22 protein-coding genes, 1 tRNA gene and 1 pseudogene are annotated in these 24,809 nt (G+C 49.2%); 13 read left to right on the plus strand and 11 right to left on the minus strand.

Annotation, left to right across the window (positions count from 1 at the left end):
* A pseudogene (locus RMO52_RS06520) lies at nt 1-641 on the minus strand (hypothetical protein); the annotation flags it as partial.
* A gap of 103 nt (nt 642-744) precedes the next feature.
* Here RMO52_RS06520 and RMO52_RS06525 point away from each other — a divergent pair.
* From RMO52_RS06525 to RMO52_RS06535, 3 genes are all read left to right on the plus strand, one after another.
* On the plus strand, nt 745-927 hold the full coding sequence (locus RMO52_RS06525) for a hypothetical protein (protein WP_310412079.1): 183 nt from the start codon (nt 745-747) through the stop codon (nt 925-927).
* A gap of 26 nt (nt 928-953) precedes the next feature.
* Nucleotides 954-2,822: an excinuclease ABC subunit UvrC gene (gene uvrC / locus RMO52_RS06530; RefSeq protein WP_310412082.1), complete on the plus strand. Its 1,869-nt coding sequence runs from the start codon at nt 954-956 to the stop codon at nt 2,820-2,822.
* A 218-nt stretch (nt 2,823-3,040) separates the two neighbouring features.
* Nucleotides 3,041-3,889: a pentapeptide repeat-containing protein gene (locus tag RMO52_RS06535; protein ID WP_309740825.1), complete on the plus strand. Its 849-nt coding sequence runs from the start codon at nt 3,041-3,043 to the stop codon at nt 3,887-3,889.
* A gap of 170 nt (nt 3,890-4,059) precedes the next feature.
* Here the strand turns inward: RMO52_RS06535 and RMO52_RS06540 are convergent, their stop codons facing one another.
* Nucleotides 4,060-4,536, minus strand: coding sequence for an SRPBCC family protein (locus RMO52_RS06540; RefSeq protein ID WP_310412086.1), 477 nt, complete (start codon nt 4,534-4,536; stop codon nt 4,060-4,062).
* Between the two features lie 123 nt (nt 4,537-4,659).
* The gene (gene zds, locus RMO52_RS06545; RefSeq protein ID WP_310412089.1) at nt 4,660-6,099 is read right to left on the minus strand and encodes a 9,9'-di-cis-zeta-carotene desaturase; all 1,440 of its coding nucleotides are present in this window, start codon (nt 6,097-6,099) and stop codon (nt 4,660-4,662) included.
* A gap of 197 nt (nt 6,100-6,296) precedes the next feature.
* Here zds and RMO52_RS06550 point away from each other — a divergent pair.
* Nucleotides 6,297-6,373 (plus strand) — tRNA-Met (locus RMO52_RS06550).
* A gap of 77 nt (nt 6,374-6,450) precedes the next feature.
* Here the strand turns inward: RMO52_RS06550 and RMO52_RS06555 are convergent.
* From RMO52_RS06555 to RMO52_RS06570, 3 genes are all read right to left on the minus strand, one after another.
* Complete coding sequence (locus tag RMO52_RS06555; protein WP_396134908.1) at nt 6,451-7,236, minus strand: SAM-dependent methyltransferase; 786 nt, start codon at nt 7,234-7,236, stop codon at nt 6,451-6,453.
* Nucleotides 7,237-7,252: 16 nt separating this feature from the next.
* On the minus strand, nt 7,253-7,813 hold the full coding sequence (locus RMO52_RS06565) for a late competence development ComFB family protein (RefSeq protein ID WP_309745153.1): 561 nt from the start codon (nt 7,811-7,813) through the stop codon (nt 7,253-7,255).
* Nucleotides 7,814-8,076: 263 nt separating this feature from the next.
* The gene (locus RMO52_RS06570; protein ID WP_310412092.1) at nt 8,077-9,009 is read right to left on the minus strand and encodes a M23 family metallopeptidase; all 933 of its coding nucleotides are present in this window, start codon (nt 9,007-9,009) and stop codon (nt 8,077-8,079) included.
* A 377-nt stretch (nt 9,010-9,386) separates the two neighbouring features.
* On the opposite strand from RMO52_RS06570, the gene RMO52_RS06575 reads away from it, so the two are divergent.
* Nucleotides 9,387-11,459, plus strand: coding sequence for a cation:proton antiporter (locus tag RMO52_RS06575; protein ID WP_310412096.1), 2,073 nt, complete (start codon nt 9,387-9,389; stop codon nt 11,457-11,459).
* Nucleotides 11,460-11,469: 10 nt separating this feature from the next.
* Here RMO52_RS06575 and RMO52_RS06580 read toward each other — a convergent pair whose 3' ends face one another.
* A complete protein-coding gene (locus RMO52_RS06580; RefSeq protein ID WP_309738559.1) occupies nt 11,470-11,721 on the minus strand; it encodes an Hfq-related RNA-binding protein in 252 nt (83 codons plus the stop codon).
* Between the two features lie 300 nt (nt 11,722-12,021).
* On the opposite strand from RMO52_RS06580, the gene RMO52_RS06585 reads away from it, so the two are divergent.
* Entirely contained in the window at nt 12,022-12,414 is a 393-nt protein-coding gene (locus tag RMO52_RS06585) for a nuclease A inhibitor family protein (protein WP_309738557.1), read from the plus strand.
* 60 nt (nt 12,415-12,474) lie between these two features.
* Here RMO52_RS06585 and RMO52_RS06590 read toward each other — a convergent pair whose 3' ends face one another.
* Nucleotides 12,475-13,512, minus strand: a complete 1,038-nt coding sequence (locus RMO52_RS06590; protein WP_310412099.1) for a radical SAM/SPASM domain-containing protein — start codon at nt 13,510-13,512, stop codon at nt 12,475-12,477.
* Between the two features lie 285 nt (nt 13,513-13,797).
* Nucleotides 13,798-15,075: an ABC transporter substrate-binding protein gene (locus RMO52_RS06595; RefSeq protein ID WP_310412102.1), complete on the minus strand. Its 1,278-nt coding sequence runs from the start codon at nt 15,073-15,075 to the stop codon at nt 13,798-13,800.
* Between RMO52_RS06595 and RMO52_RS06600 the strand changes: the two genes are divergently transcribed.
* From RMO52_RS06600 to RMO52_RS06615, 4 genes are all read left to right on the plus strand, one after another.
* Nucleotides 15,076-15,825 (plus strand): YebC/PmpR family DNA-binding transcriptional regulator, encoded by a 750-nt coding sequence (locus RMO52_RS06600; protein WP_310412105.1) that lies wholly within the window; start codon nt 15,076-15,078, stop codon nt 15,823-15,825.
* A 369-nt stretch (nt 15,826-16,194) separates the two neighbouring features.
* Nucleotides 16,195-17,028, plus strand: coding sequence for a nitrate ABC transporter permease (gene ntrB / locus RMO52_RS06605; protein WP_309738550.1), 834 nt, complete (start codon nt 16,195-16,197; stop codon nt 17,026-17,028).
* 15 nt (nt 17,029-17,043) lie between these two features.
* A complete protein-coding gene (locus tag RMO52_RS06610) occupies nt 17,044-18,435 on the plus strand; it encodes a CmpA/NrtA family ABC transporter substrate-binding protein (RefSeq protein WP_310412108.1) in 1,392 nt (463 codons plus the stop codon).
* A 34-nt stretch (nt 18,436-18,469) separates the two neighbouring features.
* Nucleotides 18,470-19,294, plus strand: a complete 825-nt coding sequence (locus tag RMO52_RS06615; RefSeq protein ID WP_309738561.1) for an ABC transporter ATP-binding protein — start codon at nt 18,470-18,472, stop codon at nt 19,292-19,294.
* A 51-nt stretch (nt 19,295-19,345) separates the two neighbouring features.
* Here the strand turns inward: RMO52_RS06615 and cbiE are convergent, their stop codons facing one another.
* On the minus strand, nt 19,346-20,566 hold the full coding sequence (gene cbiE / locus RMO52_RS06620) for a precorrin-6y C5,15-methyltransferase (decarboxylating) subunit CbiE (RefSeq protein WP_396134909.1): 1,221 nt from the start codon (nt 20,564-20,566) through the stop codon (nt 19,346-19,348).
* A gap of 183 nt (nt 20,567-20,749) precedes the next feature.
* A complete protein-coding gene (locus RMO52_RS06625) occupies nt 20,750-21,424 on the minus strand; it encodes a Coq4 family protein (protein ID WP_310412112.1) in 675 nt (224 codons plus the stop codon).
* Nucleotides 21,425-21,711: 287 nt separating this feature from the next.
* On the opposite strand from RMO52_RS06625, the gene RMO52_RS06630 reads away from it, so the two are divergent.
* From RMO52_RS06630 to RMO52_RS06640, 3 genes are all read left to right on the plus strand, one after another.
* Nucleotides 21,712-22,137 (plus strand): fasciclin domain-containing protein, encoded by a 426-nt coding sequence (locus RMO52_RS06630; protein ID WP_309743300.1) that lies wholly within the window; start codon nt 21,712-21,714, stop codon nt 22,135-22,137.
* Nucleotides 22,138-22,466: 329 nt separating this feature from the next.
* Nucleotides 22,467-23,516 (plus strand): DUF3326 domain-containing protein, encoded by a 1,050-nt coding sequence (locus RMO52_RS06635; protein WP_310412116.1) that lies wholly within the window; start codon nt 22,467-22,469, stop codon nt 23,514-23,516.
* Between the two features lie 174 nt (nt 23,517-23,690).
* Nucleotides 23,691-24,284, plus strand: coding sequence for a CPBP family intramembrane glutamic endopeptidase (locus RMO52_RS06640; RefSeq protein WP_310412119.1), 594 nt, complete (start codon nt 23,691-23,693; stop codon nt 24,282-24,284).
* Nucleotides 24,285-24,809: the final 525 nt, after the last annotated feature.

Consider the following 24,809-nt stretch of genomic DNA (forward strand, 5'->3'; position numbering starts at 1 on the left):
AGATCGACAACGTTAAACTGCTCTTTAAATAAGCGCAGATCGTTTTCGGCTCGTTTGACTTCAGTTTCAATTTTCGGTAGTTCCATCGCCACAAACTTCCGGGCGGCTTCAGCTTCTAACCGCTGATTTTTTTGGTCGTCACGGATATAAACTTCCATGATTTTTTCAACGACATCTCTTGCCAATTCTTTGCTGGGATCTTGGAAGCTCACCTCCAGAATATCCGTACCTTTAATCGTGCTCACCTTGAGTTGCTGCACGAAGTTTTCGGTCTTATCTGTAAATTTTTCTAGGCGTTTACGCTCTGCTGGTCTATTCGCGTATTTACCTGCTGTTAATTCTTTTAGTACGCCCTTGATCGTCGTCAAGGACTTAAGGATTTCCGCTTGAGTATTAACTGGTGTACTTCCAGTCAGACCCTCTAGTTCGCCAATTCCCCCGCCGCCAGCGACATTGGTGGCACTACTCAATAAGGCACTAGTTCTATTGGTTTTTTTGAGGATTACCTGTCCTTTGGCTTGGAAGATTTCTGTTTGATTGAGAGTCCAGATTGTTACTACTGCTGTAGTAAGTGCAAAGACTAACGTAGCAGGCAACCAACGACGTTTTAGTACTAGCCAATATTGTGCAATTTCATCCATAATGCTTTACTGCGGGGGATTGTGTGTAACTCCCTCACATTCTAACACTGTGACTTTAGGTACTCGTATCCGCATTTAAACGTAATTCGGTCGCGCCAAACCGATGAGATCGAATAAGTTTATCGATCGCGGGGCGATATTTTTGGCAAATCCCACCCTCAAACCCAGTGAGGATCTCCGTACAGCGGCGATCGTTCTATACCAGCAGCTAGCAATGTTATATTTATTCAGTAAGAATGCTTATATTGTGACGATCGGTATTGCTGAAGGTAACTATCCGTGCTAGAAGAACACCTCGATATTTCTGCGTCTGTGACTCCGAACATCGAACAGCGACTCAAAGAAATTCCCCCCGAACCTGGAGTTTACTTTATGCGGGATGCGACCGATCGCATTTTGTATATCGGTAAATCCAAAAGACTTCGCTCCCGCGTCCGCTCTTACTTTCGCGATGGCAACCATCACTCCCCTCGGATTGCGATGATGGTGCGCCAGGTCGCCGAGATTGAATTTATCGTTACCGATACCGAAGCTGAAGCCTTAGCATTAGAAGCCAATCTGATCAAGCAGCATCAGCCGTATTTTAACGTGCTGCTCAAGGATGATAAAAAATATCCCTATATCCTGATTACCTGGTCGGAAGATTATCCCCGGATCCTGATGACGCGCAATCGCCGGATTGGTAGAGGTAAGGATAAATATTATGGCCCATATACAGACGCTCATCTACTCCGCAATGTCCTGTATACAATCAAGCGGACATTTCCGCTGCGGCAACGCCCTCAGCCGTTATTTAAAGATCGTCCCTGTCTAAATTACGATCTCGGTCGCTGTCCTGGTGTCTGTCAGAGCATGATTGCACCCCAAGACTACCATCAAACTGTCGAGAAAGTGGCAATGATCTTTCAAGGTCGCACTGGCGAACTACTCGAAACCCTCGCGACGCAAATGCAGCAAGCGTCTGAGCGACTGGACTTCGAGCAAGCTGGCACGATCCGCGACAGACTTAACAACCTGGCGGCGCTCAATGCCGAGCAAAAAGTCGCTCTCCCTAACGATACCGTCTCTCGCGACGCGATCGCCCTCGCCGCCGATCGCAAGACTGCCTGCGTGCAGCTATTTCAGATCCGGGCGGGCAAATTGATCGGACGATTGGGCTTCACCGCCCAAGTGCAGTCCCTCAGCGCGATCGAAACCGCAGATCCCTCACCCGAAGATCTCGGTGCGATCCTCCAAAGCGTCTTGGAAGAACACTATCGCACTGCCGACTCTGTAGAAATCCCCGCCGAAATCCTGGTGCAACATCCCCTCCCCGACGGTGATATTCTCGCAAGTTATTTAAGCGATCTCAAAGGTCGCAAAGTGACGATCGTCAACCCCCAGCGGCAGCTTAAAGCCGAGCTAATCGAGATGGTCGAGAAAAATGCCGTTCACGAGCTAACGCGGCTTCAGCGCCAATCTGAGCGCAATCTCAACTCACTCGAAGATCTCGCCGAAATTCTCAGCTTGCCAGAAATGCCGCGCCGGATTGAAGGTTTTGACATCTCCCACATCCAAGGCTCGAATGCCGTGGCATCGCAAGTGGTATTTATCGACGGCGTACCTGCCAAGCAATATTATCGGCACTACAAGATCCAAAATCCAGAGATTACGATCGGACATTCCGATGATTATGCCAGTCATGCCGAAATTGCCCGCCGCCGCTTTCGTAAATATGCTGGCGGTGTAAATACTGACAGTACTGACTTCCCCGACGTGGTACTGATCGATGGCGGGAAAGGACAGCTATCTGCGGTAATGAATGTCCTGGAAGAACTCAATTTAGCCGATAAAATGTCGATTATCAGTCTGGCAAAACAGCGTGAAGAAATCTTCTTACCGGGCGAGACTTTGCCGCTACCGACAGAAGCCGAACAACCCGGCGTACAATTGCTACGCCGCGTGCGGGATGAGTCCCACCGCTTTGCGATTACCTTCCACCGCCAGCAGCGCAGCCAAAAGCAAACCCGCTCTTATCTAGATGATATTGCCGGATTGGGCAGCTATCGTCAAAAGCAACTGCTAGCGCATTTTCACTCGATCGATTACATTCGCGCTGCTAGTGTGGAAGATCTCGCCAAAGCGCCAGGGATTGGGGCGCAGACAGCTAGTGAAATCTATAGTTATTTTCATCCGCAATAGGCTTTAGGCTTTGGGCATTGGTTTCTAGGAAATGAAATGTTTGGCAAAGTGAAAGACTTCAACTCAAATTAGCGATGCTAAATAGAAGTAACGATCGACGATCGCCCGTCAGCATCTATAGCGAATGTGTTGAGTGTAGCAGATCGCTACCTATAAAGAATATTAATTTAATCTATGAGTGCAGCCACCTTCGCCAGCAGCAGTGCTACTTTAGATAGATGAATGAAGATCTACAGTGTTGGTATAAAGCACTCGACTTAGAGCCTGGGGCATCACTTGAAGAGGTGAACCAGGCACATAAAGATCTGGCATTGGTTTGGCACCCCGACAGGTTGCCGCAAGATAGCCCCCGCCTGCAAGAAAAAGCCCACGCTAAACTTCAAGAAATCAACAACGCTCGCGATAAGCTCCGCGAATATCAAGCTAATAATAGCAGTGTCAATAATAGTACCAATGGGACGGGCGCAGCGGCTCGATCGGCTCATGTCCCCGATCGAGGATCGACTTATCAAAGCTCCCCCCGCCAGCAACCCCGCCGCACGTCCGCACGTTCGCAAGAAACACGCACAGTCCGACAACCCCAAGCAGCTAAGCCCTCCCAGCCTGTCAGAACGACCGAATCTCGCTATCCGCAATCGCCAGCTACGCGGTTGTCAAATCGCCAGCAACAATCGCGAGTACCTGCTAGAACCCCGCCGCAACGCCCGGATCTTAGCGGTGTCGATTGGAGCGGGAGTTGTCTCAACGAGCGGGATCTCTCCGGGCGTAATTTGACAAATGCGAATTTAAGTAATACCGATCTTCAAGATTCGTTCTTACATGGCGCAAATCTACAGGGTGCCAATCTTCAAAAAGCCAACTTATTTAGGGCTAACTTATTTCAGGCGAATCTCGCTAACGCTAACCTGCGCGATGCTAACCTCATTGGCGCCGATTTTAGCGGTGCCGATCTCAGTGGTGCCGATCTCACAGGCGCTAGGGTAAGAGTAGGCGGCAAAATTGCCGTGCGCTTGATTGGTGCGGTACTCACGGGTGCCATCATGCCTGACGGGAATGTCTATGGTTAGCTCTAAGTCTAGAGTTGCTCGTTGGCGGAGCCTCTCTGCGCAGGCAGACGCTTCGCGTTGGCAACGCCTGCGCTTTGCGCTTACGGAACGAGAATCGAGCAGCAAATAACGATCGAGTACCCAGCAGGTATTTCGATCGCGGTAGAAAAATGTTAGCCAATAGCAGTAGCTTAAGGAAGATCTTCAGTATTCGGATTAACCGGATTAGTCGCCAATTCGTTCATCGCATAATCCCTAAATCGATCCATATCTGCCTGAAGCGTCCCATCCACAGCATTGCGGACAAAATCATTATTCATCAGCAGCACCAAGATACCTGGTACTTCATAGGTAAAAGTCAGCTTGACAATGCTCGACTCCTTGCGATCGTAAAATCTAATTGCCCCGCGATTGGGCAACCCATCGACCGATTCCCACTGAATGATTTGATGGGGAATTTCCTGAAGAATTCGGGATAGCCAGGTAAATTCTAGAGTCTTCGTCGCTAGCTTCCACCGCGAGAGTTCGGGATTGTCTTCGACGATTTTGACCGATTCGATCCACTTCATCCAGCGCGGCATCAGCTCGATATTATGCCACAGATTCCACACATGCTCGATCGGGGCAGCAACTTCAACTTGAACGCTATGTTCTAACCATTCAGACATGGGTGTTAGGGGATAGGGGATAGGGGAAAGAGGTAAGAGGTAAGGGGTAATGGGTAAGAGGTAAAATCCCTGTTTCTAATTAATCCCTAATCCCTATCCCCTATCCCCTATTCCCTCTCCCCTCTATCCTCTAAACCGATCGAGAATAGCAGTAGCTGCTTGTTTGCCGGAAATTGTTGCGCCTTCCATACTATCGATATAGTCTTGGGCGGTATAGCTACCAGCGAGGAAGAAATTATCGATCGGGGTGGCTTGGGTGGGGCGGAACGGATCCATGCCGGGTCGTTCGCGATAGAGGGACTGGGCGAGTTTGACGACGCTCGACCAAGTGACATTGAGTTCGCGGGCGGAGGGGAAGAGGGTGTGTACCTGTTCGAGGACATGCTCGACGATATCTTCATTCTTCATCGGAATGAATGGTTCACCAGGGGTTAGGACTACTTGGAGGAGCGAGCCTTCACCTTCTCGATAATAGTCTGCGGGACTGGTGAGCGCAAGATCCGCAAAGCAGGAAAAGTCGGCATCGGCACTGTAGAGCAGATTATCGAGTCCGGCAGCGTGGTCTAATTGCTGGCGTTCGGCTTTGTCTTGCATTTCTGTCACCCAACCATCGAAGCGCAGTTGGACGGTGGCGACGGGGACGGCTTCGAGTTTGAAGATATTATCGAAAAATGTAGACTTGCGCCACTCTGCTGGTATAATGCGATGAATACCCGGCACATCACACGCGCAGACGTAGGCATCAGCGGCGATCGTTTCGATATTTTCACCGTTAGCGATCGCAAAGCCATCAATGTGAATATCATCGCCCGCGCCTGTATATTTAATTTCCCGTAACTGGCGACGCGTATGAATTTTTGCCCCTTTTGATTCTAAATAAGCCACGATCGGTTTGTGCAGGTACTCGGCTGGCGAACCGACTAACATATTCAGTTTCGATGCTTCGGTTTTGGACGCAAACATCATAAAGATCGTCAGCATACACCGGGCGGAGATATTTTCGGTATCGATAAAGCCTAGCGCGAGGGCGATCGGATCCCACATCCGGCGCAGACTATGATTATTACCGCCGTGGGATCTAAACCAATCGGCAAAACTAACGCGATCGAGTTCGCGAATCATCTTCATCGCCGTCTCATAGCTGACTAGTCCCGGCACGATCGGACTAGTACCCAGAGCGAGCGCATTGCGAAGCTTATCGACGATCGTCAGTTGTTCGGTGGTGAAAAATGCTTTTAAGCCGTGAAAAGGCGCACCGAGAAAAAATCTAAAATCGAGCTTCCCGATATCCCCGCCAGCATTGACAAAATTATGGACGTGTTCTTTGGGTAAAAAGATATCAGTCGCACCGATCCGCTGCATCAGGGCGAAGAGATTGGCATAGTTGTTGAAGAAGACATGCAGTCCCATCTCGATGTGATTGCCGCCATCGTCCACCCAGCTACCGACTTTACCGCCGACAAAGGCACGCGATTCAAATATCTCTACATCATGTCCCGCATCGACTAAATCGACTGCCGTAGCCATGCCTGCTAATCCCGCACCAACAATCGCAACCCGCATATCTATATTTTCTGGTTTGTTTGATGTATCTTTACAGATTTTAAGATTTTTTAAGCACTTGTGCATCGCTAGATTGCCGATCTCTCGTAAGAAGTCCCAGCTTGGCGCGATCGTCTAAAAGTATTTGCGATTGCTAGTTGCTATTTATTTAAAAGTCATGTTATATTAGTTGAGTTGGCAAAAAAGCAAACAAACGACGCGGAGTAGAGCAGCCTGGTAGCTCGTCGGGCTCATAACCCGAAGGTCGCTGGTTCAAATCCAGTCTCCGCCACCAAATATATCAAAAAGCCGTACCTCACATAGGTACGGCTTTTTGATTTGGATCTCGATCGAGAGTAAAGACCTCAGCAATTACAGCTTAATCGCGATCGACAGTCCATCTCCGATCGGCAGTACGGAGACATTCACACGCGGATCGGCAACCAGTTCGCGGTTGAATAGCTCGATGCCTCGGGTGAACTCATCGTCGTAGGTAGTGGGATTGAGGACTCGCCCTTGCCAGAGGACATCTGTGGCGATTAGTAATCCTTGGGGACGCAATAGCTCGATCGCGCGGTGGTAGTAAGATGGATACTGGTATTTAAGACCAGAGATCGTGATTAGGTCAAAAGACTCGATCGGTGTGGAAGTAGCGAGTCGATCGAGCAATTCTAGCCCACTGCCGATCTGAAAATCGATTTTGCTAGTAACAGCACCGCGTTCCCAGTAGTCGCGAGCGACATCGAGATGTCTGCCAGCAACACCACAAGCGATTAATTGTCCGTCGGGAGGCAGGGCTGAGGAAATTGCCAAAGTCGCACAACCGCTAAAAATTCCCAGCTCTAGCACCCGCCGCGCTTGGCTCGATCGCACCAAGAGGGCGATTAATTGAGCTTGTGCCAGGGTTGGCTGCATTTGGGCGAGCGGATATTCGACCATTGCTTGTTGGAGCTGGAGCAGTAAATCGGGAGCCGGGGTAGAGATAGCGGTAAGGTAGCGATCGATATTATCTTCTACCCCAGTACTCGGGCGATCGTGCAGATACGGATTATGTGTTTGGACAAACTGACGGGCGCAATCTTTACATTGATACCGTTGTTTGTCTCGATAAAAGCCATGCTTACGAATTCTAGTGGATTGACAATTAGGGCATTTCATTAAACCTGTAGTCGTCCTAGTTAACAGCTCCTACAGGATGGGGTTGGGATTCAAATTGTGGCGCGTAAGCTTGGAGAAGGGTGCTAACTTGCTTGACAACTTCATCACCAGTGGGTTTGGCAATTGCTTGGCGTTCGGGGAAAAATTCGGGACGATTGAGATTTTGGGTAATCGCCGACTCTACTTGCTGCGTAATCAAGTCTTGCAGTTCTTTCTTGGCTCGATCGCGTTGATAGCTAGCGCCTTCCTCGGTAGTAGCATAGAGAGGCGGTAATCTATTGAGCGCATAGGCGGCAATGTCGCCGACATCTAATTGAACATCGTTATTTAGTTCGATTGCCGTAATTTGGGCGATGGTTTCGGTGATGACCAACTCTTCCATCACATTGATAAACTGCTTGCGCGGTACGGTGACGACTTCACCAGCGAGTAGTGCCCCCATCAGTCGATCGAGTGCCATATACTCTTCTACTGATAACTCAGCCGCACTATCACAGATCCGCCCTACCTCTGCTTCCATCGCTGGAGTAAGATAGCCTTCATCTACAGCATGTTCGACGATTGCTTGGATATTCATCATTTAGAAACAATTTAAATAACTTGTCAGTAGTAAGCGCGATCGGCACTCGATGCTCCATCGATCTTGGCGTAGGGTACTTATAAGCCAGTAGCTCAAACCCAAACTCCAAATTACTGATGCTTGCCAACTACTATTTACATTTATTATTCCCCCAGAATCGTACAAGAGAAACAATCCGCATAGATCTGGCAAAATAAAGGGATGGAGAGCGCCACCCACCATCCCAGTACAAGCATTAGGTATCGCTTCTGTCCTCGATCCTACTCGATCGCGGTCGATCGCCACTGCACGGGATCGACAGAGACAGCATTAACGTATAAACCCCAGTGTAAATGCGGCCCAGTCGAAGATCCCGTCGAACCGATCGCGCCAAGCTGGTCGCCAGCAGCGAGCATCTGCCCCTCTTCGACTGAGATTTTGCTCAAGTGCATGAAAATACTAGTCAATCCTTGACCGTGATCGACACCGACAACGTTACCATGAACGCGGAAACCTTTTTTTTCATAACCGACTAATACCACTTTTCCCGCCGCTGGAGCCACGACTGGCGATCCTAATCCCCCAGCGTAGTCCAAGCCGCGATGGTAATAATCTTTGGCAAATTCGCCATTATAGTAGCGCTTGACGCCATAGGGCGAGCTAGTTTTCCCCTGATTGGGAGCGATAAATTTCCCATCCCAGTATTTAACCGAACTGACAGTAGCTTTTAAAGCGGCTACTTGCTTGAGTTCTAGTGCCGTCGCTTCGATACCAGCTTTGCCAGGAGCGAAGTTAATCCGCTGGATGGGGAATTTGCGATCGGCAACAGGGATTTTGACGATCGTGCTGCCAGTATTGTTGGCGATCGTCACCTCGCGCGTACCGGGTTTTTCCAATGGGGTAGTCGGAATCATCGCCCGAAAGCGGTCTTTGCCCACACCGAACACTGGATAAGTTTTACTGCCGAGTTTGACGGTGGGAACTGCGGCTTTGGTGGTAGTAGTGGGAGTCTGGGCACTGATATCTATGACTAATGTCTCACCCAAGCGAGGACTGGTGGGGCTAACTTTGGTACCACTAGGCGCGCCATTAGCGCCGACAGCCGACCATAAGACGATCGCTAGGGTAAAGGCGCTTAGGAGTATCGATCGCCAGTTGTACGGCGATCTAGCTAGTTGCTGTAGAAATGGTAGATGCGATGTGGTGATTTTCATAATTCTAATACGATAACTTAGCAGGGCGGTTCGATCGGGTTAGCTCAGATCTAGGGTACTTACTAATCCTCCAGCCCTCACCCCCAACCCCTCTCCCAAGCTTGGGAGAGGGGAGCTAGAGCCGGAGGCGAAAGCGGGGTGAGGGCTGGTCGGAGTGCCCCTTGTGAGTCTCTGGATCTACTCTGTCCATATTTGACGATCGAGCCTTTGAGCTTCTCTGCGCTAAAAGGCGCAAGACTCTCAAATCTAAAATTTCTGACTAGATCTTCAAGTACCCAAAATCGCGCTGCCTGTTCCCATAGATTGGCAAAACTCGGTATCCTAGAAGTTAACTTACATTAAGTTAATTTAAAAAATTTTATAATCATCAAAATCTAGTGTTAGAAGATTTTCGGCTGATCGTAGATTTGGTATGCGTACTGGCGGCTGCTGCTGCGGGGGGGATACTGGCAGGACTAGCCAAACAGCCTGCTTTACTAGGTTATATCGTGGGTGGGGCGATCGTCGGCCCGACGGGATTGGGATTGATTAAAGAGTTAATCCAAGTCGAGACTCTAGCACAATTTGGGGCGGCTTTTTTGCTATTTGCCCTGGGTGTAGAGTTTTCATTTTCCGAGCTGCGGAAAGTCCAGAAAATCAGTCTCGGTGGTGGTGGCTTACAGATTCTGCTGACGATCTTAGTCACTACCGTCATTTCGGTGAGTGTGGGCTGGGTAGCAACACCCCAACAGGGAGTCTTTTTGGGGGCGATTTTGTCCTTGTCTTCAACGGCAGTAGTCCTCAAATCGCTGATGGAATCCAATGAGACAGCCACGCCGCACGGACAGGTAATGCTGGGGATATTGGTAGTTCAGGATTTAGCTTTGGGATTGATGTTGGCAGTATTACCCGCACTCGATCGACCGCCAGCCGAAATCGGCATTGCCGTACTTCAGGCGGCACTGAAAATCGGTTTATTTGCGCTCGGGGCAACGATTATCGGGATTTGGGTCGTGCCTCGGTTTTTAAGATTACTGGCGAGTACGGAGAGTCGCGAATTATTTTTGCTCGGCATCGTCGCCATGTGTTTGGGGATTGCCTTAGTGACTGCCTATTTGGGACTGTCCATCGAAATGGGGGCGTTCGTCGCTGGTTTGATGATTTCGGAGGTGGAGTATGCCGATCAGACTTTAGCCTACGTGGAGCCGCTGCGAGACATCTTTGCGGCGCTATTCTTTGCGGCGATTGGGATGCTGATCGATCCTTTCTTCTTGTGGGAAAATTTGGATCTGATTTTGGGCTTGGTTTCGATCGTCTTTATCGGCAAGTTTGCGATTATTACGCCACTAGTTAAGCTGTTTGGTTATCCGCTCCAAACGGCGCTGATTGCTGGCTTGGGACTAGCCCAAATTGGAGAATTTTCCTTCGTCCTCGCGAGTGAAGGGCGCAGTCTGGGTTTGGTATCGCGGCGAGTATATTTATTGCTGTTGGGAACGACGGCGCTAACTTTAGTAGTCACCCCATTTATCCTCAGATTGATTCCCAGCCTGTTTAATTGGATCGAGACCGTCCCAGCACTCGATCGCTGGTTTCAGCCGGGAGAACCGCCGCTAGAGGTCACAGAACACGTACCGCTAGAGCCGCCGATCGTCATTTGTGGTTTTGGACGGACGGGACAGAATTTGGCAACCATCCTCGCCGAGCAAAATGTCCCGGTTGTCGTAGTCGATCAATCAGAAGCGGCAATTCAACAATTACGCGATCGAGGAATTCCGTATATTTACGGTAATGCTGTCAGTATCCCCGTCCTGACGAGAGCCGGACTCGATCGAGCGCGGGCGATGGTAATTGCTCTCCCCGATGCGATGAGTACGCGGTTGTGTCTCAAACACGCGCTGGAGATTTCGCCCGCACTCGATATCGTCGTCCGGGCAAATCAATATCAGGATATCGAACTACTCTACCAATTAGGCGGTAGTGAAGTCGTGCAGCCAGAATTTGAAGCCAGCTTGGAAATGGCAACTCACCTACTCGTCAAAATCGGCTTACCGACGATCCAGATCCAACGACAGGTGAAAACCATTCGCAATTCTCACTATTTAGAATTGCGTCCGGAAGGAAGCATCGATCGAGTATCCCAAGATATCCGCGCGGCTACCCTGGGGATGAATCGCCGCTGGCATCGATTGTCGATGACTTCGCCACTGTTGGGGAACTCGATCGCGAGTGCGAAAATTCGTCCCCTAACAGGTGCGACGATCGTCGCAATTCAGCGGGAAAATGGGACGCAGATCGATTACCCCAACGGCGGTACCGCCTTCCAAATGGGTGATAGTTGCCTGGTGGTTGGTTCGGTTGAAGAACAAAATATGTTCGAGCAAGTGACACGGGGCGAAATTGATATCCCGATGCTACCACTGTCGATGCTCGAAGCGATTGCCGAAGCGATCGGCGATCGGGAGGTTAGTTGACAATTCGCCGCTACTGAGGTTGAATATACGCGATCGCCTGACGATAAATCAAGGTCTTGCGATCGTTCCCGTCGGTAAAAAATAAGCAATCGGGATCTTGCCAGATAATTCTGCCGACAAAGGTGTCACCAGTCAATAATTTAATCAACACCTCAATTTTGTCTTTAACTAAGCCTTGGGTTTGGCGAGTACTGGGTAAATTAATATCGAGTTCGGACATATGCTGATTGTGGTAGAAGATTGTTGAAATTATGGCTGTCACAGATGTGCCGCTAAATATTTGAGCCGTCGGCTAGTGGCGGCGAATCTCGGATCCAAATTTTTGATGTTGTCTCTATTAGTATGCCCACCGACTACCGACATTTTCGCAACTAGTTATGAATCGAACCAATCGAGCCGGACAAAGGTAATTATTGCGTTCGATCGCCATTGACAGGTACCTGCTAATGTAAATACATTCTCACTGTCAGCGTTCTAACTCGATCGTCCACAGTTGGAAACAGGCTCGATCGTCCAGAGCGCCTGATGATGCTCAGTTCCCATCTTTAAAATCGCCGCGATCGTGCCAACAGCAGAAATTCTCAATCTCTTCAAACAGACTACCGCAGATTTACTCTGGTCGAGTGAGTCGGACTATCCATTTGAAATTGTCACTTGGGAACGCGGCGTTGACATCACACCTCCAGCGCTATTTAGCAAGCTCGCACCGGATCTCTCGATCGAGCAAATAACTCTCGCCGATCTGTTTACACCCGTGCTGGCGGTGGAAGACTGGTATGAAGCGGCTGAATTGGCGCAAGTGCAGCGCTATACTGAGTTACACCACGCGATCGAGACTAATCTCACTGATGTAGCAGTTTTCCGCGTTGGCGAAGTTGAAATCGCCATCTACATAGTTGGCAAAACTCCCGATCTCGATGTGGTGGGATTGAAGACTCATGTGGTAGAGACTTAAATTAATTAATAATTAATAATTATTAATTGGATTGCTAAGTGCCATTTAATCGTAGTGGAGCTAGGGATCTACATAGCAATTTTTACAGTATTCGGGTAAATCGTGGTTGATAATTTGCTCTCGGAGTTCTTGATAGGCTGATGAATTCCAAATCTCTTTGAAATCTTGCTCGAAGACATTACCCATTTTCACGACATCCGAGTCCGCAACGACACAGCAAGGTACCACGTCCCCATTGGCGGCAATAAAGGCACTCTTCCACGCCCATGCACAGGGTTTGTCGCGACAAAAGCGACTGTATTCGTTGACAATTAGGTCGATGCCTGCATCGGTTGCTGTGGCTTTGGCGGTGGCTAATTGAGAGGCAAAAGTGTCTGATGCTGTGGTTACTTGAATATCATTAGTATGGGACTCCATATCTTCTTTACCCCAGCTCGTGAGATAAGGTTGAATAGCAATGAAATCGAGTCCGAGTTTCTTGGCTAGTTGAATAATTTGCGGCAACTCATGGACATTTTTTTGAGTTACTACCGTCCACGCGGAGACTAGCAGATTGCTCCCAGATCTACGCTTGCTCATTAGCATCTGAATATTTTCAACAATCTGGTTGAAACGGCTACCCGGACGCATCTGCGTAAAAGTTCCCGCAGTCGCACCATCGATACTGTAAGTAATATGAGTACGATCGAGTTGCGCTAATTGATTAGCCTTAATCGGATCGCTGATACTGCCATTGGTATGAAAGTGCATCCGGACGCCCTGCTGTTCGCCAGCTTGGAGCATCGGAATCAATTGCTTGTTAAGCAAGGGTTCGCCCATCCCTTGCAGCTTAACTTTCATCAAGTTAGGGATTTGTTTGAGGACTTTGACGAAAATTTCGCTATTAAAATAAGCTGGTTTTTTATCCCAATAAGTTACTTGACAGTGCGTACATTTAAAATTGCAGGTATTATTCGGCTCGATATCGATCGCGACTGGTAGAAAGGGAACTTTTTTCCATCTCAGGGCATAAGCTACTCTCGTCCCCGCCCAGTCTATGCCGCTGCGAGGATTGCGAATAACATCTTTGATAAAATATTTAACTTCATTTCCTAACACGATTACTTCCTCTCTTAACTTACGGTGTCTCGAAAACTATTAGCCTCCAATTTTCATACCTACTATTAAGTATTCAATTGGCGCACATTGTTCGATACATCTGAAATTTTCAGTGTATGGGTGATGATTTCAAAACAATGTAACATACATTATGAAATCGTGCTAGGCAGAGCTAAAGAACTTAATACTCGCTCGATAACATCACTACTAGATTGACTACCGATCGCCCATAATTAGCTAGATGACGACATTTATTACCTAGCTCGATCGCCAAAAAAGATTGTATTAATTTAGGCTCAAATCTAATTTTGACTGAGCGGCTTTGAGTGCAGCTTGAGGCGAACTTTTATTTAACAAAACTGATTCGATCGCGCTGCCGAGCTGTTCGGAAATCTGACTGTATCCAGGCTCGATCGGTCGCGATCTGGCATCCCGAGCTTGGTCTAAAAATACTTGAGCCGCAGGTATTTTACTTACATAATCGCGATAGCTAGATTCGGTGCGAGATTTAAGATTGACAGGTAAATAACCCGTCCCTAATGCCCACTGAGTTTGGAAATTTTGACTCAAAACATATTCCATAAATTCCCAAGCGGCTTGCTGATGATGGAGATTGTTTTTCATCATAAATAAACTTTCACCGCCCATACTTGTTGCCGATCGAGTGCCAGCCGGAATCGGCATCACCGCATAATCAGTTACTTTCATTCCGGCTAATTGTCCGAATGTCCACGGGCCAGTTAACTGCATGGCAACTTTACCCGTGAGGAAATTATCGAGTTCGTAACCGCGTTCTGGCGAGGATAAAATCGCACTACCATCTTGAAGGAGATCTTGCCATAATTGCAGGGCGGCGATCGAGCCGGGATTGTCGATCGTGGTGGTTTTACCAAATTTCAATTCGCCTCCGCCACTCCACATAAATGGTAGCCAGGTAAAGACAGTCCATTCACCCCTACCTAATGGTAAAATCATTCCATGTTTATCGATTTTACCATCGCCATCAGTATCGCGAGTCAGTTGTTTGGCAGTAGCTTTTAATTCCGACCAATTAGTCGGGATATTCTCGATTCCAGCCGCTGCAAATAAACTCGGGCGATAAAATATGCCAATATTATTCGTGCCAAAGGGAATCGACCACAAATGATTTTCAAACTGCATCGAACCCAGTAAAGCCGGATCGATATCCTTGGTAATAGCCGATTGTTGCCACCATTTATCTAACGGCTCGATCGCATCGAGATCGACCAATTGTCCGGTTAACATCGGCCCAAACCAGAATAAATCCGGCTTGGCATCACCGACGATCGCCGCGAGAATTTTGGGTAATTGACGATCGGATTGACCGACATACAGCGACTCCACTGCGATATTTGGATGGTCGCGATTGAACTTATCGACTAACTTTTGAAAAACATCGCGATTGGGAGGGGGATTGATGCCATGCCATAAAGTCAAATGTGTCACCCCATTAACATCGAGCTGTGTAGGCGTACATCCCGCGATAATTACGAGTAAAATTAGAGCAATCGAAATTCCAACTTTAGTAGCTAATCGATTCATATGTCAGGTCATAGTAAATGGGCAACAATCAAGCGACAGAAAGCACGAGTTGATGCTGTGCGCGGGAAAACATTTACCCAACTATCACGCGCGATTATCGTTGCCACTCGCAATGGAATTCCCGATCCCGACGGTAACTTCCAACTGCGAACGGCGATCGAAAAAGCTAAAGCCGCAGGTATTCCCAACGATAACATCGATCGGGCGATCGCCAAGGGTGCCGGGACGCTCGACAATAGTGCCCAACTCGAAGAAATCCGCTATGAAGGCTATGGCGCTGGCGGTGTCGCCATCATCGTCGAAGCACTGACAGACAATCGCAATCGCACGGCGGCGGATCTGAGATCGGCATTCGTCAAGCGGGGCGGTAATCTGGGAGAAATGGGCTGTGTGGGGTGGATGTTCGACCTCAAGGGCGTTTGTACGATCGTCGGGAGTGTCGATGAGGATGAGCTATTGGAAGCCTCTCTAGTGGGTGGTGCGGATGTATATGAGTTGCTCGATGATGATGAGCAGCCGGGAGCAGAAGTCTTTACGACGACGACAAATCTCGAACATCTCAACACGACGCTGTGCGCACAGGGTTTCAAAGTTAGTGATGCGGAGTTGCGGTGGATTCCACAAACGACAGTGCTAGTGGACGATCCAGAGCAGAGTAGGCAGCTACTCAAACTAATCGAGGTGCTGGAAGCTTTGGATGACGTTCAAGCTGTGACGGCTAATTTCGATCTAGCTGATGAACTTTTGTGAAATACCCCACCTGCTAGGATTGAGGCTGCTACCGATCGCGTTTTATTTGCCCTGTCTCTGAGCTAGATTTTTTAATCTATGCTGCTGCTGTCGATCGCCAGATAGCAACCCCCATGCACCGAGTTCGGTTTCAAGAGTACAGGGGCGAATTTCAGTGTGATATCCTGAACGAGGATATCTCTCGATCCTAGCCCGCTAGCTAACCTCGTCAGCGTTGAGGGCGGGCTGTCTGGAGCGATCGCTCTGAAGTTAAGACGCGATCGCGTCTCTAACAGGTAGTGCAGGTTTCAACAAGATGCTGATTTGGACTCTTGGAGTTGCGTCAGTCCACTTGGAGACAAGCCATTTTGAAACAAGGTGCTGCCACTCATGATATTGAAGCGTTTATTTGTTAATACTAATGCTGCCGCCGTCAAGCATTTGCGGGGATTATTTAGGGCAAATATCTTACTGCCCATAGCTGGATTTGTCGGGACGATCGCGGTGTGGTGGCTGATTGCCCTCTCCCGGCAGGAAATGATGCCAACGCCGCCAGAGGCACTGCTGAAGAATTTAGATTTTATTTTACATCCGTTCTACGATCGCGGCCCGGGAAATATTGGGCTGGGATGGCTACTTTTGGCTAGTTTGCGACGAGTTTGCATTGGGTTTGTGCTGGGGGCTGTAGTCGCAATTCCGGTGGGAATTTGGATTGGCTTATCGCGTTATGCTTGGCTCGCCATAAATCCCCTGATTCAGCTCTTCAAGCCTGTTTCTCCCCTGGTATGGCTGCCGATCGCGCTAGCGATTTTTAATGCAGCGGAACCGTCAGCAATTTTCGTGATTTTTATTACCTCGCTGTGGTCTACGATCATTAATACTGCCGAAGGTGTCCGCAACGTTCCTAAAGAGTACTTAGAAGTAGCACAGGTCTTAGAAATGCCCCGCTGGAAACAACTGGTCAAGATCGTGCTGCCTGCCAGTTTACCTTACATCTTCACAGGCTTACGCATTAGCATGGGCATTGCTTGGCTAGTGATCGTGGCGGTGGAAATGCTCACAGGGGGCGTGGGGATTGGCTTTTTTGTCTGGGATGAGTGGAACCGCCTGAACGTGAGTTCGGTGTTTTTAGCGGTGTTTGTAATTGGGTTAACAGGTCTGATTCTGGATTACGCCCTTGCGAAATTACAAACAATATTTACGCGCCGCCCTTTGCGCTCTTAAGCTTTGGAGACTTATATGGATACACGGCGGACAAGACGAGCCTTCCTGCAAGGGATCGGTACTGCTTCAGCGATCGCCTTTGCTAGCTGTAGTCAACAACTCACTCGCAACCCAGCGGGGGTGCCAGCAGCAGCCCTTGCTGTGCAGCCAATTATCGACCCTGCCAGCCTAGAGAAGCCTAACCTGACGATCGGCTACGTTCCCGTTAACGACTGCGCTCCGTTCGCCGTTGCTTGGGAAAAAGGCTTTTTTCGCAAATATGGCTTAAACGTCACGCTCAGTCGAGAAGCCAGTTGGGGCAATTCTCGCGACGGCATCATCTTCGGGCGTTTAGATGCCTCACCCGTGGTCTCTGGCGCAGTCACTAATGCCCGCATGGGTGCAGAAGGCGCAAAATATTTTCCCCTCTGTGCGGCGATGACGATTCATCGCCACGGCAATGCCCTGACGATGAATCGCCAACTCTGGGAGAGTGGGATTAGACCTTGGCACAACTATGGTGGCGATCTGGAGGCGTTTGGTCGCGATCTCCGCAAATATTGGCAAAATTCTCCCGCTGAAGATCGCGTGTGGGCAGTGGTTCAGAGTTCGGCAATTTACGAGTACTTTATCCGCTACTTGCTGGCGGCAGTGGGCATTGACTCACTGCGTCAACTGCGGCTGATTATTACGCCACCGCCACAAATGGTGAGTAATACCCGCATCGGAGCGATGGAAGCATACATGGTGGCCGAACCGTGGAATACCCGCGCTATTTCGGGGAATGAAGGGATTGGCTTTACCTTTATTCAAGGGCGAGAAATCTGGCAGGGACACCCCGACCGCCTCCTCGCCGTGCGTGAATCCTTCATTGAGGACTATCCGAAGACCTATCGATCGTTAGTCAAAGCGACGATCGAAGCCTGTCAATATTGCGGCAACCCTGCCAATCGGGAAGAGGTCGCCCAGATTATTTCCCAACGCTCTTTTACTGGCGCAAGTACTAGATATACTCGCCCGGGAATTGTGGGCAACTTCAACTACGGCGGATTTGACGATCGACCCCGCATCACCAATAGCCCAGAGACAACCCTGTTCTACGATCTGCCCAGTGCGACGATTTCCCACGACCACTCCACCTTCCTGTGGCAGTCGCAAAGCCTCTGGCTGATGACCCAGGCAGCTCGCTGGGGGCAGGTCGCCGAATTTCCCAAAAACGCGGACAAAATCGCCCGTCAAGCCTGGAAAACGGACTTGTATCGAGAAATTGCCGCCGAGATGGGCATTCAATGTCCGGCAGAAGATTATAAGGTCGAGCCAAGCACTGCTTTTATCGATGGCAAATCCTTCGATCCGAGCGATCCAGTTGCCTACCTCAACAGCTTTGAAATTCGCGCCAACGCCCCCCAATCCTTTTTCTTTGCCTAAATCGGTCAATCTTTGAACCCAAGAGCAGTTAATGATGTCCTCAATCCAGTCGATCGACCCCAATCACGCTTATCCAGCTAACACTGAGTCTTTTCTGACGATCGAAAATGTCGTCAAGGTATATCCAAAACCCGATGGCAGTCCGTTTGTCGTGCTCAATGGCATTAATATGACGATCGGTTCGCAAGAATATGTCTCGGTCATCGGTCACTCCGGTTGTGGCAAATCTACCCTGATCCGCATTGTGGCAGGGCTAGAACCAGCCACATCGGGTTTAGTCACTCTAGAGGGTAAAGCAATTCGCAAACCCGGCGCAGAGCGGATGATGGTGTTTCAAGGCTATGCCTTATTGCCTTGGCTCACCGTCCGCGAAAACATCCGCATGGCAGTAGATGAAGTGTACAAAACTGCCAGTCCAGCCGACAAGATTTCGATCGTGAATCAGCACATCGAGATGGTGAAGCTCACGGCTGCTGCCGAAAAATATCCCGACGAACTTTCGGGTGGCATGAAGCAGCGGGTAGGAGTAGCCCGCGCCCTAGCCACTCGTCCGAAAATGCTCCTCCTGGACGAACCCTTTGGGGCACTAGATGCCTTGACTCGCCCTAAATTGCAACAGGATGTCCTGGAAATTTGGGGACAGCATCCTCAAGCAGTGATGATGATTACCCATGATGTAGATGAAGCAATCTTTATGTCCGATCGAGTAGTGATGATGACCAATGGCCCTGGTGCCGCGATCGGTCAAATTCTAAACATTCCGCTGCCCCGTCCGCGCGATCGCCACGAACTGCGAGCATCCAAAGACTATTATGAACTCCAGCATCAGGCTTTAGATTTTCTGGAGCGATATCAGTAAACCTAGGTGTTAGGCTTTAGGCTTTAGGGTATGAAACTCACGACCGGGAAGTCACCTCAAATCGGCACCGCTCTCCTTTTTCACCACCAACTGAGTAATCGGATTGAGCGGTTTCCAACCCAAAAAGCCCCCAATAGTCTGCGTCCGTTGAATGGCAATCCGCGTTAGTTCGCCCCCAACTTGCTGCTGCCACTGTAACAACTGTAGCTCACTCTCGATCGTCACCGCATTAGCGACCAATCTACCACCCGATCGCAATGCCGTCCAGCAGGTATCGAGTAAGCCCGGAACTGTTACGCCACCACCGATAAAAATGGCATCGGGCGTCGCTAAATCTGCCAAGGCGGCGGGCGCTGTGCCCTGGACGAGTTGGAGGTGCGGCGTACCTAGTGCTGACATATTATCGGCAATAAATTGCAACCGCTGAGCGTGTTGCTCGATCGCGATCGCCTGACAGCGGGGATGACTTCGCAGCCACTCGATCCCGATCGATCCACACCCCGCACCCACATCCCACAATAATTCTCCAGGCAGCGGTGCGAGTGCGGCAAGGGTTATCGCCCGGACTTCGCGTTTTGTCAGTTGTCCGTCATGGTGATAGGCACTCTCAGGCAGCCCTGGCAGGCGATTTAAGGGGGTGCGATCGGCATCGATGCGGCATTCGATCGCGATGATATTCAGGGCGGCTACGTCCGTTTTCGGCCAAGATCTGGCGATGTCCGAAATTATCCGTTCGCGTCCGCCGAGATGTTCTAAAACTGTCAGCCGACTATCGCCATAACCGCGCTGTGTCAATAAATCAGCAACGATTTGAGGAGTCTCGGCACCCGCGCTCAAGGTTAATAACTTCGCATTCGGCGCGAGCATCGCTGCTAAAAAATCGGGCGAGCGTCCGCATAAACTCAGGGTTTCTACTGCCGTCAACGACCAGCCCAACCGCGCACAAGCAAGGCTAAACGTCGATGGCGCGGGGATAATCGTCATCTGGGCGATCGAGACATATCGCAGCAGCGTTACCCCGATCCCATAGCAGAGCGGATCGCCGCTAGCCAGGATACAGACTGGGGTACCTCGATATTTGAGCAATGTGGCGATCGAGTTTTCAATCGGCGATGTCCACTCCATTTGCGCCGAATGCGTTTCCGCTAACATGGCGAGATGACGTTTGCCGCCGACAACTAACGTGGCTCGATCGACAAATCCCCGTGCCAATTGGCTCAAATCTGCTAACCCCGCTTCACCAATGCCAATAATCGATAACCATTTCTCGATCGCCAATTTTCACTTCCTAGCTTAAATCGCTCGTGCCGATCGCTCCCATCTGGCATTAAATTAAACATCAACAATGTGGCATTGCTGATTTAAGGTATGATTTGCTCTTCAGTCCCGCCCTCGCCTTCGGCTCTGGATCCCCTCTCCCAAGCTTGGGAGAGGGGTTGGGGGTGAGGGCAAAATCTATGCTTCATACTTCAATTCAGCAACACCAACAATATTTAAATTAGCACGTACCTCCTCGATCGGCTTTTCCCATAAAGCGTCCCAATCTACCCCAAATAAAGAGCGAGCTGTTTTGCCCATCGTCCAGCCGTTGGTAATTGCTTCCATGTAGCTCGTCGCCGCGTCGAGATCGTAAAGTAACGACTTGAGCAGGTTTTTAGTTAGTAACGCCAGCCAAAATTTGGATACCTCTAGCTGAGCGACATAAAATGCTTCGAGCTGAATTTCGCCGTAGATATCCGTCTTACTTCCAGTAACAGTGTGCCAGAGATCGTGAGTCTCGGTAATATGCGTGCCCAAAAACTGTCGCTCGGTTGCGGCTGGTGGTGACTGTAATGGTTTGAGGTGGTTGTCGAGCATGTGTGCGGCATAGCAATATCCCAAGGTATTGGTTGGTAACTGCTGGAGTTTTGCCAGATCGATCGGTGCCAATGGCGTCCGACTTGCAAACGCTTTTTTTGCCTGTGGATGGAGTGATAGTCGCTCGATCGTTAAGTCTACACTTTCAGGATCGCTGCTAGCGAAAGCCAAATGTTCGATCGCCCCAAAATCACCATCGCCAGTTTCTACCATCCCTAAGACACTGGCTAACAGTAATTGTGGTGAGTGTGATGTTGAATGGATGTCGGACATAGCCAAAAATTTCCTAGCGATATTATTTGGGAGCTACCGCTTTATAGTGATACTCGACCGCGATACATATTATATCAACTCGCTGCTGCCATCGATCGCAATCGCCGTATTAATTCAGACAATTACTGCGATATTTTAGCCCGAAAATTTCAAGATTGACAGTGTATCTACAGCACAAACGATCGGCGAAACACTCACTCTATATCCTTTGGACGATGTATTTTCTGACTCGATCGGGGATCTTGTTTACTGTGCGCATACATACTATATTTTAAATCTAAGTAAGCATGGCTAATTTGTTAGAAACCGCTGCTAAATCTGGCGACTTTAAAATATTGCTAAAAGCAATTCAGGCAACAGAACTAGAAGATACGCTCGATAGTGAAGGTTCGTTTACAATCGTCGCACCCACGGATGCCGCTTTTGAGAAGTTGCCATCAGCAGATCGCAGTGCCTTATTTGAAAATATCCCCAAACTCAAACGCATCGTGCTGTATCACGTCGTCATGGGCAATGTCCAAGCTGAGGATTTGGCAGAGATCGATGAAGCACCGACAATGGAAGGCTCGATTCTGGCCATCAAGCGAGCGAACGGCAAGATACATATCAATGATGCCTTGGTAAATCAAACCGATATCCTCGCTGATAATGGCGTCATTCATACGATCGATACAGTACTAATGCCAGCTATCCTCGAACACGAGTACGATTGAGGGCGTTGCTGGATCGAAGTATGAAACTGCTAGTGATAAGGTTGGTAGTTGGGAGCGAAAAGTGCGGTCTTGGTGTTTCCCCAAGTAGAGCACCTTTTCAAGACAGTTGGGAGTTGGGAGGAGAGAGGAATCAGTTTGTACAGAAAAGATCCAAAGTCATACCCTAATTCAGCAACGTCCGATTGAGACAGATTGACAGTTTAGTCACCCAGTCTCCCCCTCTCCCCATCTCCCATCTCCCATCTCCCATCCCAAAAGGTTGAATCGATCGAGCATTTACCCGATTATAGATAGGGCAGATCTCGATCGTTTTCAAGGTAATAATTTTTATGTCCAGCCCTTATACAGTTGCGCTGATCGTCCCTACTGGCATCGGTGCCGCAATGGGTGGGTATGCTGGGGATGCGCTGCCGATCGCCAGAGCAGTGGCGGCGAGTTGCGATCGACTGATAACCCATCCGAATGTGATGAATGGGGCACAATTGTATTGGAGTATGCCCAATGCGTTGTATGTCGAGGGTTACGCCCTCGATAAGTTTGCGGCAGGTAGCTGGGGGTTGCAACCAGTAAGGCGCAATCGAATCGGCATCGTGTTCGATCGCGGCATCTCGGAGGATTTGCGCGTCCGCCATCTCCAAGCCGCCGATGCCGCTAGAGCCACGCTAGGATTGGATTTAACCGACTATGTAGTCACGGATATGCCCTTAGAGGTAAAGCTGCGTACGGCGTCTTCTGGAGCCTCCTGGGGGACGATCGAGCAGCCAGACAGCCTGTTGCGAGCGGTGGATAAATCGATTAATGTCGCAGGTGCAGAGGCGATCGCTGTTATCGCCCGCTTTCCTGACGATCTTGGGGGGACGATCTTACACGATTATCGACATGGCACGGGGGTAGATCCCTTAGCTGGAGCGGAAGCCGTCATCAGCCACACGATCGTCCGCACTTTTAAAGTACCTTGCGCTCATGCCCCGGCGCTGTCCCCACTCCCGATCGATCCAGAGATTTCACCACGCTCGGCGGCGGAAGAGTTGGGCTATACTTTTCTCCCCTGCGTATTAGTCGGATTGAGCCGCGCCCCCCAATTTGTAACTAAACCACACTCAGAGCAGGGTATTTGGCACGATGAAGTCGATGCGGTAATTATCCCCGCATCTGCCTGTGGGGGTAGTGGACTAATTAGTTTTGCCAATTCGACCAAAGCTAAAATTATCACAGTGGCGGAAAATCACACGCGGATGGCTGTACCGCCTGAAGCGATCGGGATTCGAGCCATTGCGGTAAGATCGTACTTAGAAGCAATTGGTGTAATTACAATCGATCGCGCCGGGATGAGCCTCGATACTTTCTACCCCCAAATCGATCGACTCCAAGAATGTTGAATTAATTAATAATTAATAATTAATTATTAATTAGGTTTTTAGGATGGAGATTTAACCCTCCTGTTCTCGTTAATTTAACTAAAATCACCTCTTCCACCTTACCTTTTACCTCTTACCTCTTACCTCTTACCTCTTACCTCTTACCCCTACCCTCTACCCTCTACCCTCTAAAAGATGAGTAACTCGCACAATCCTGAAATCGAACCGCTATCGCGAATGCAAATTCTGATCGCGATGGCGGTGACTGCGATAATTTTATTTGGAGTAGCTAGGCTGTGGCTGTACTTGGGCGATCTTCAGTTACGTCCGCTGTCGGTGACAGTTAGCGATGTGGGTTTTGGTTTAGCTCTAGGGTTGGGATTGACTGGTTTGAGCGCGATCGTGTACGCGGCGTGGGCGGCTTATCGCGAAAGTGCCGATCTTTATCTAGCAATGGTGCTCAAACCGCTCGCGCTCCCCGATACGATTTGGTTGGGGTTGTTGCCGGGATTGAGTGAAGAGTTGTTATTTCGCGGTGTGATGTTACCTGCGATCGGCTTAGATCCGATCGGGATCGTGTTATCGTCTCTGTGCTTTGGAGTATTGCACATGACCAATGTTCAACAATGGCCGTATGCAGTTTGGGCAACGCTAGTCGGCATGTTATTGGCATATACAATGGTCGAAACTGGTAACTTGTTCATTCCGATCGTGGCACACATGACTACCAATTTTATTTCAGCGGTGACTTGGAAAATCCAGCAGCCCAAACTAAAGTCTCGATCGTAATTACTCATATCTTGCATCAAAACAAAATTACTAGTGTTTTAGTGGATAGTGGATAGTGAATAGTGAATAGTGGATAGTGAATAGTGAATAGTGAATAGTACGGTTTTGACGCGCTTGCTTGGAGCAAGATGTGAGTAACTAAATTTCCTCTATTACCGATGACAATGTGATGTCTATCTTTAGAGCGATAAACTTGATTTGCTCTAAAGATATCGTGTTTAGTAAGCATTAAGCATCTAATTATTTTGGGTGGTTACGATTGCTAAAAAGTCACCACCCGTTATAGCTTCAACTCCATTTTTAGACGATCGCTAAGCTCATGCTGGCGATCGTCTGTGTTATCCAACCTTTAGTATTTATTCAACCATGAAATCTCTTCGTTTCAGTTATATATTCTTAGCTACCGTCGGTATGTTTGGTGCGGTAAACTTAACTGCTATGCTGCCAACGGTGGCTCAAAATAGCCCATCCACACCCGATAGTCAGTTGCCCCCTGTCAGCCCGACATCGCCCAATAGTCCGACG

The sequence above is a fragment of the Chamaesiphon sp. OTE_8_metabat_110 genome (genome assembly GCF_031382685.1).
Classification (GTDB): Bacteria; Cyanobacteriota; Cyanobacteriia; order Cyanobacteriales; family Chamaesiphonaceae; genus Chamaesiphon.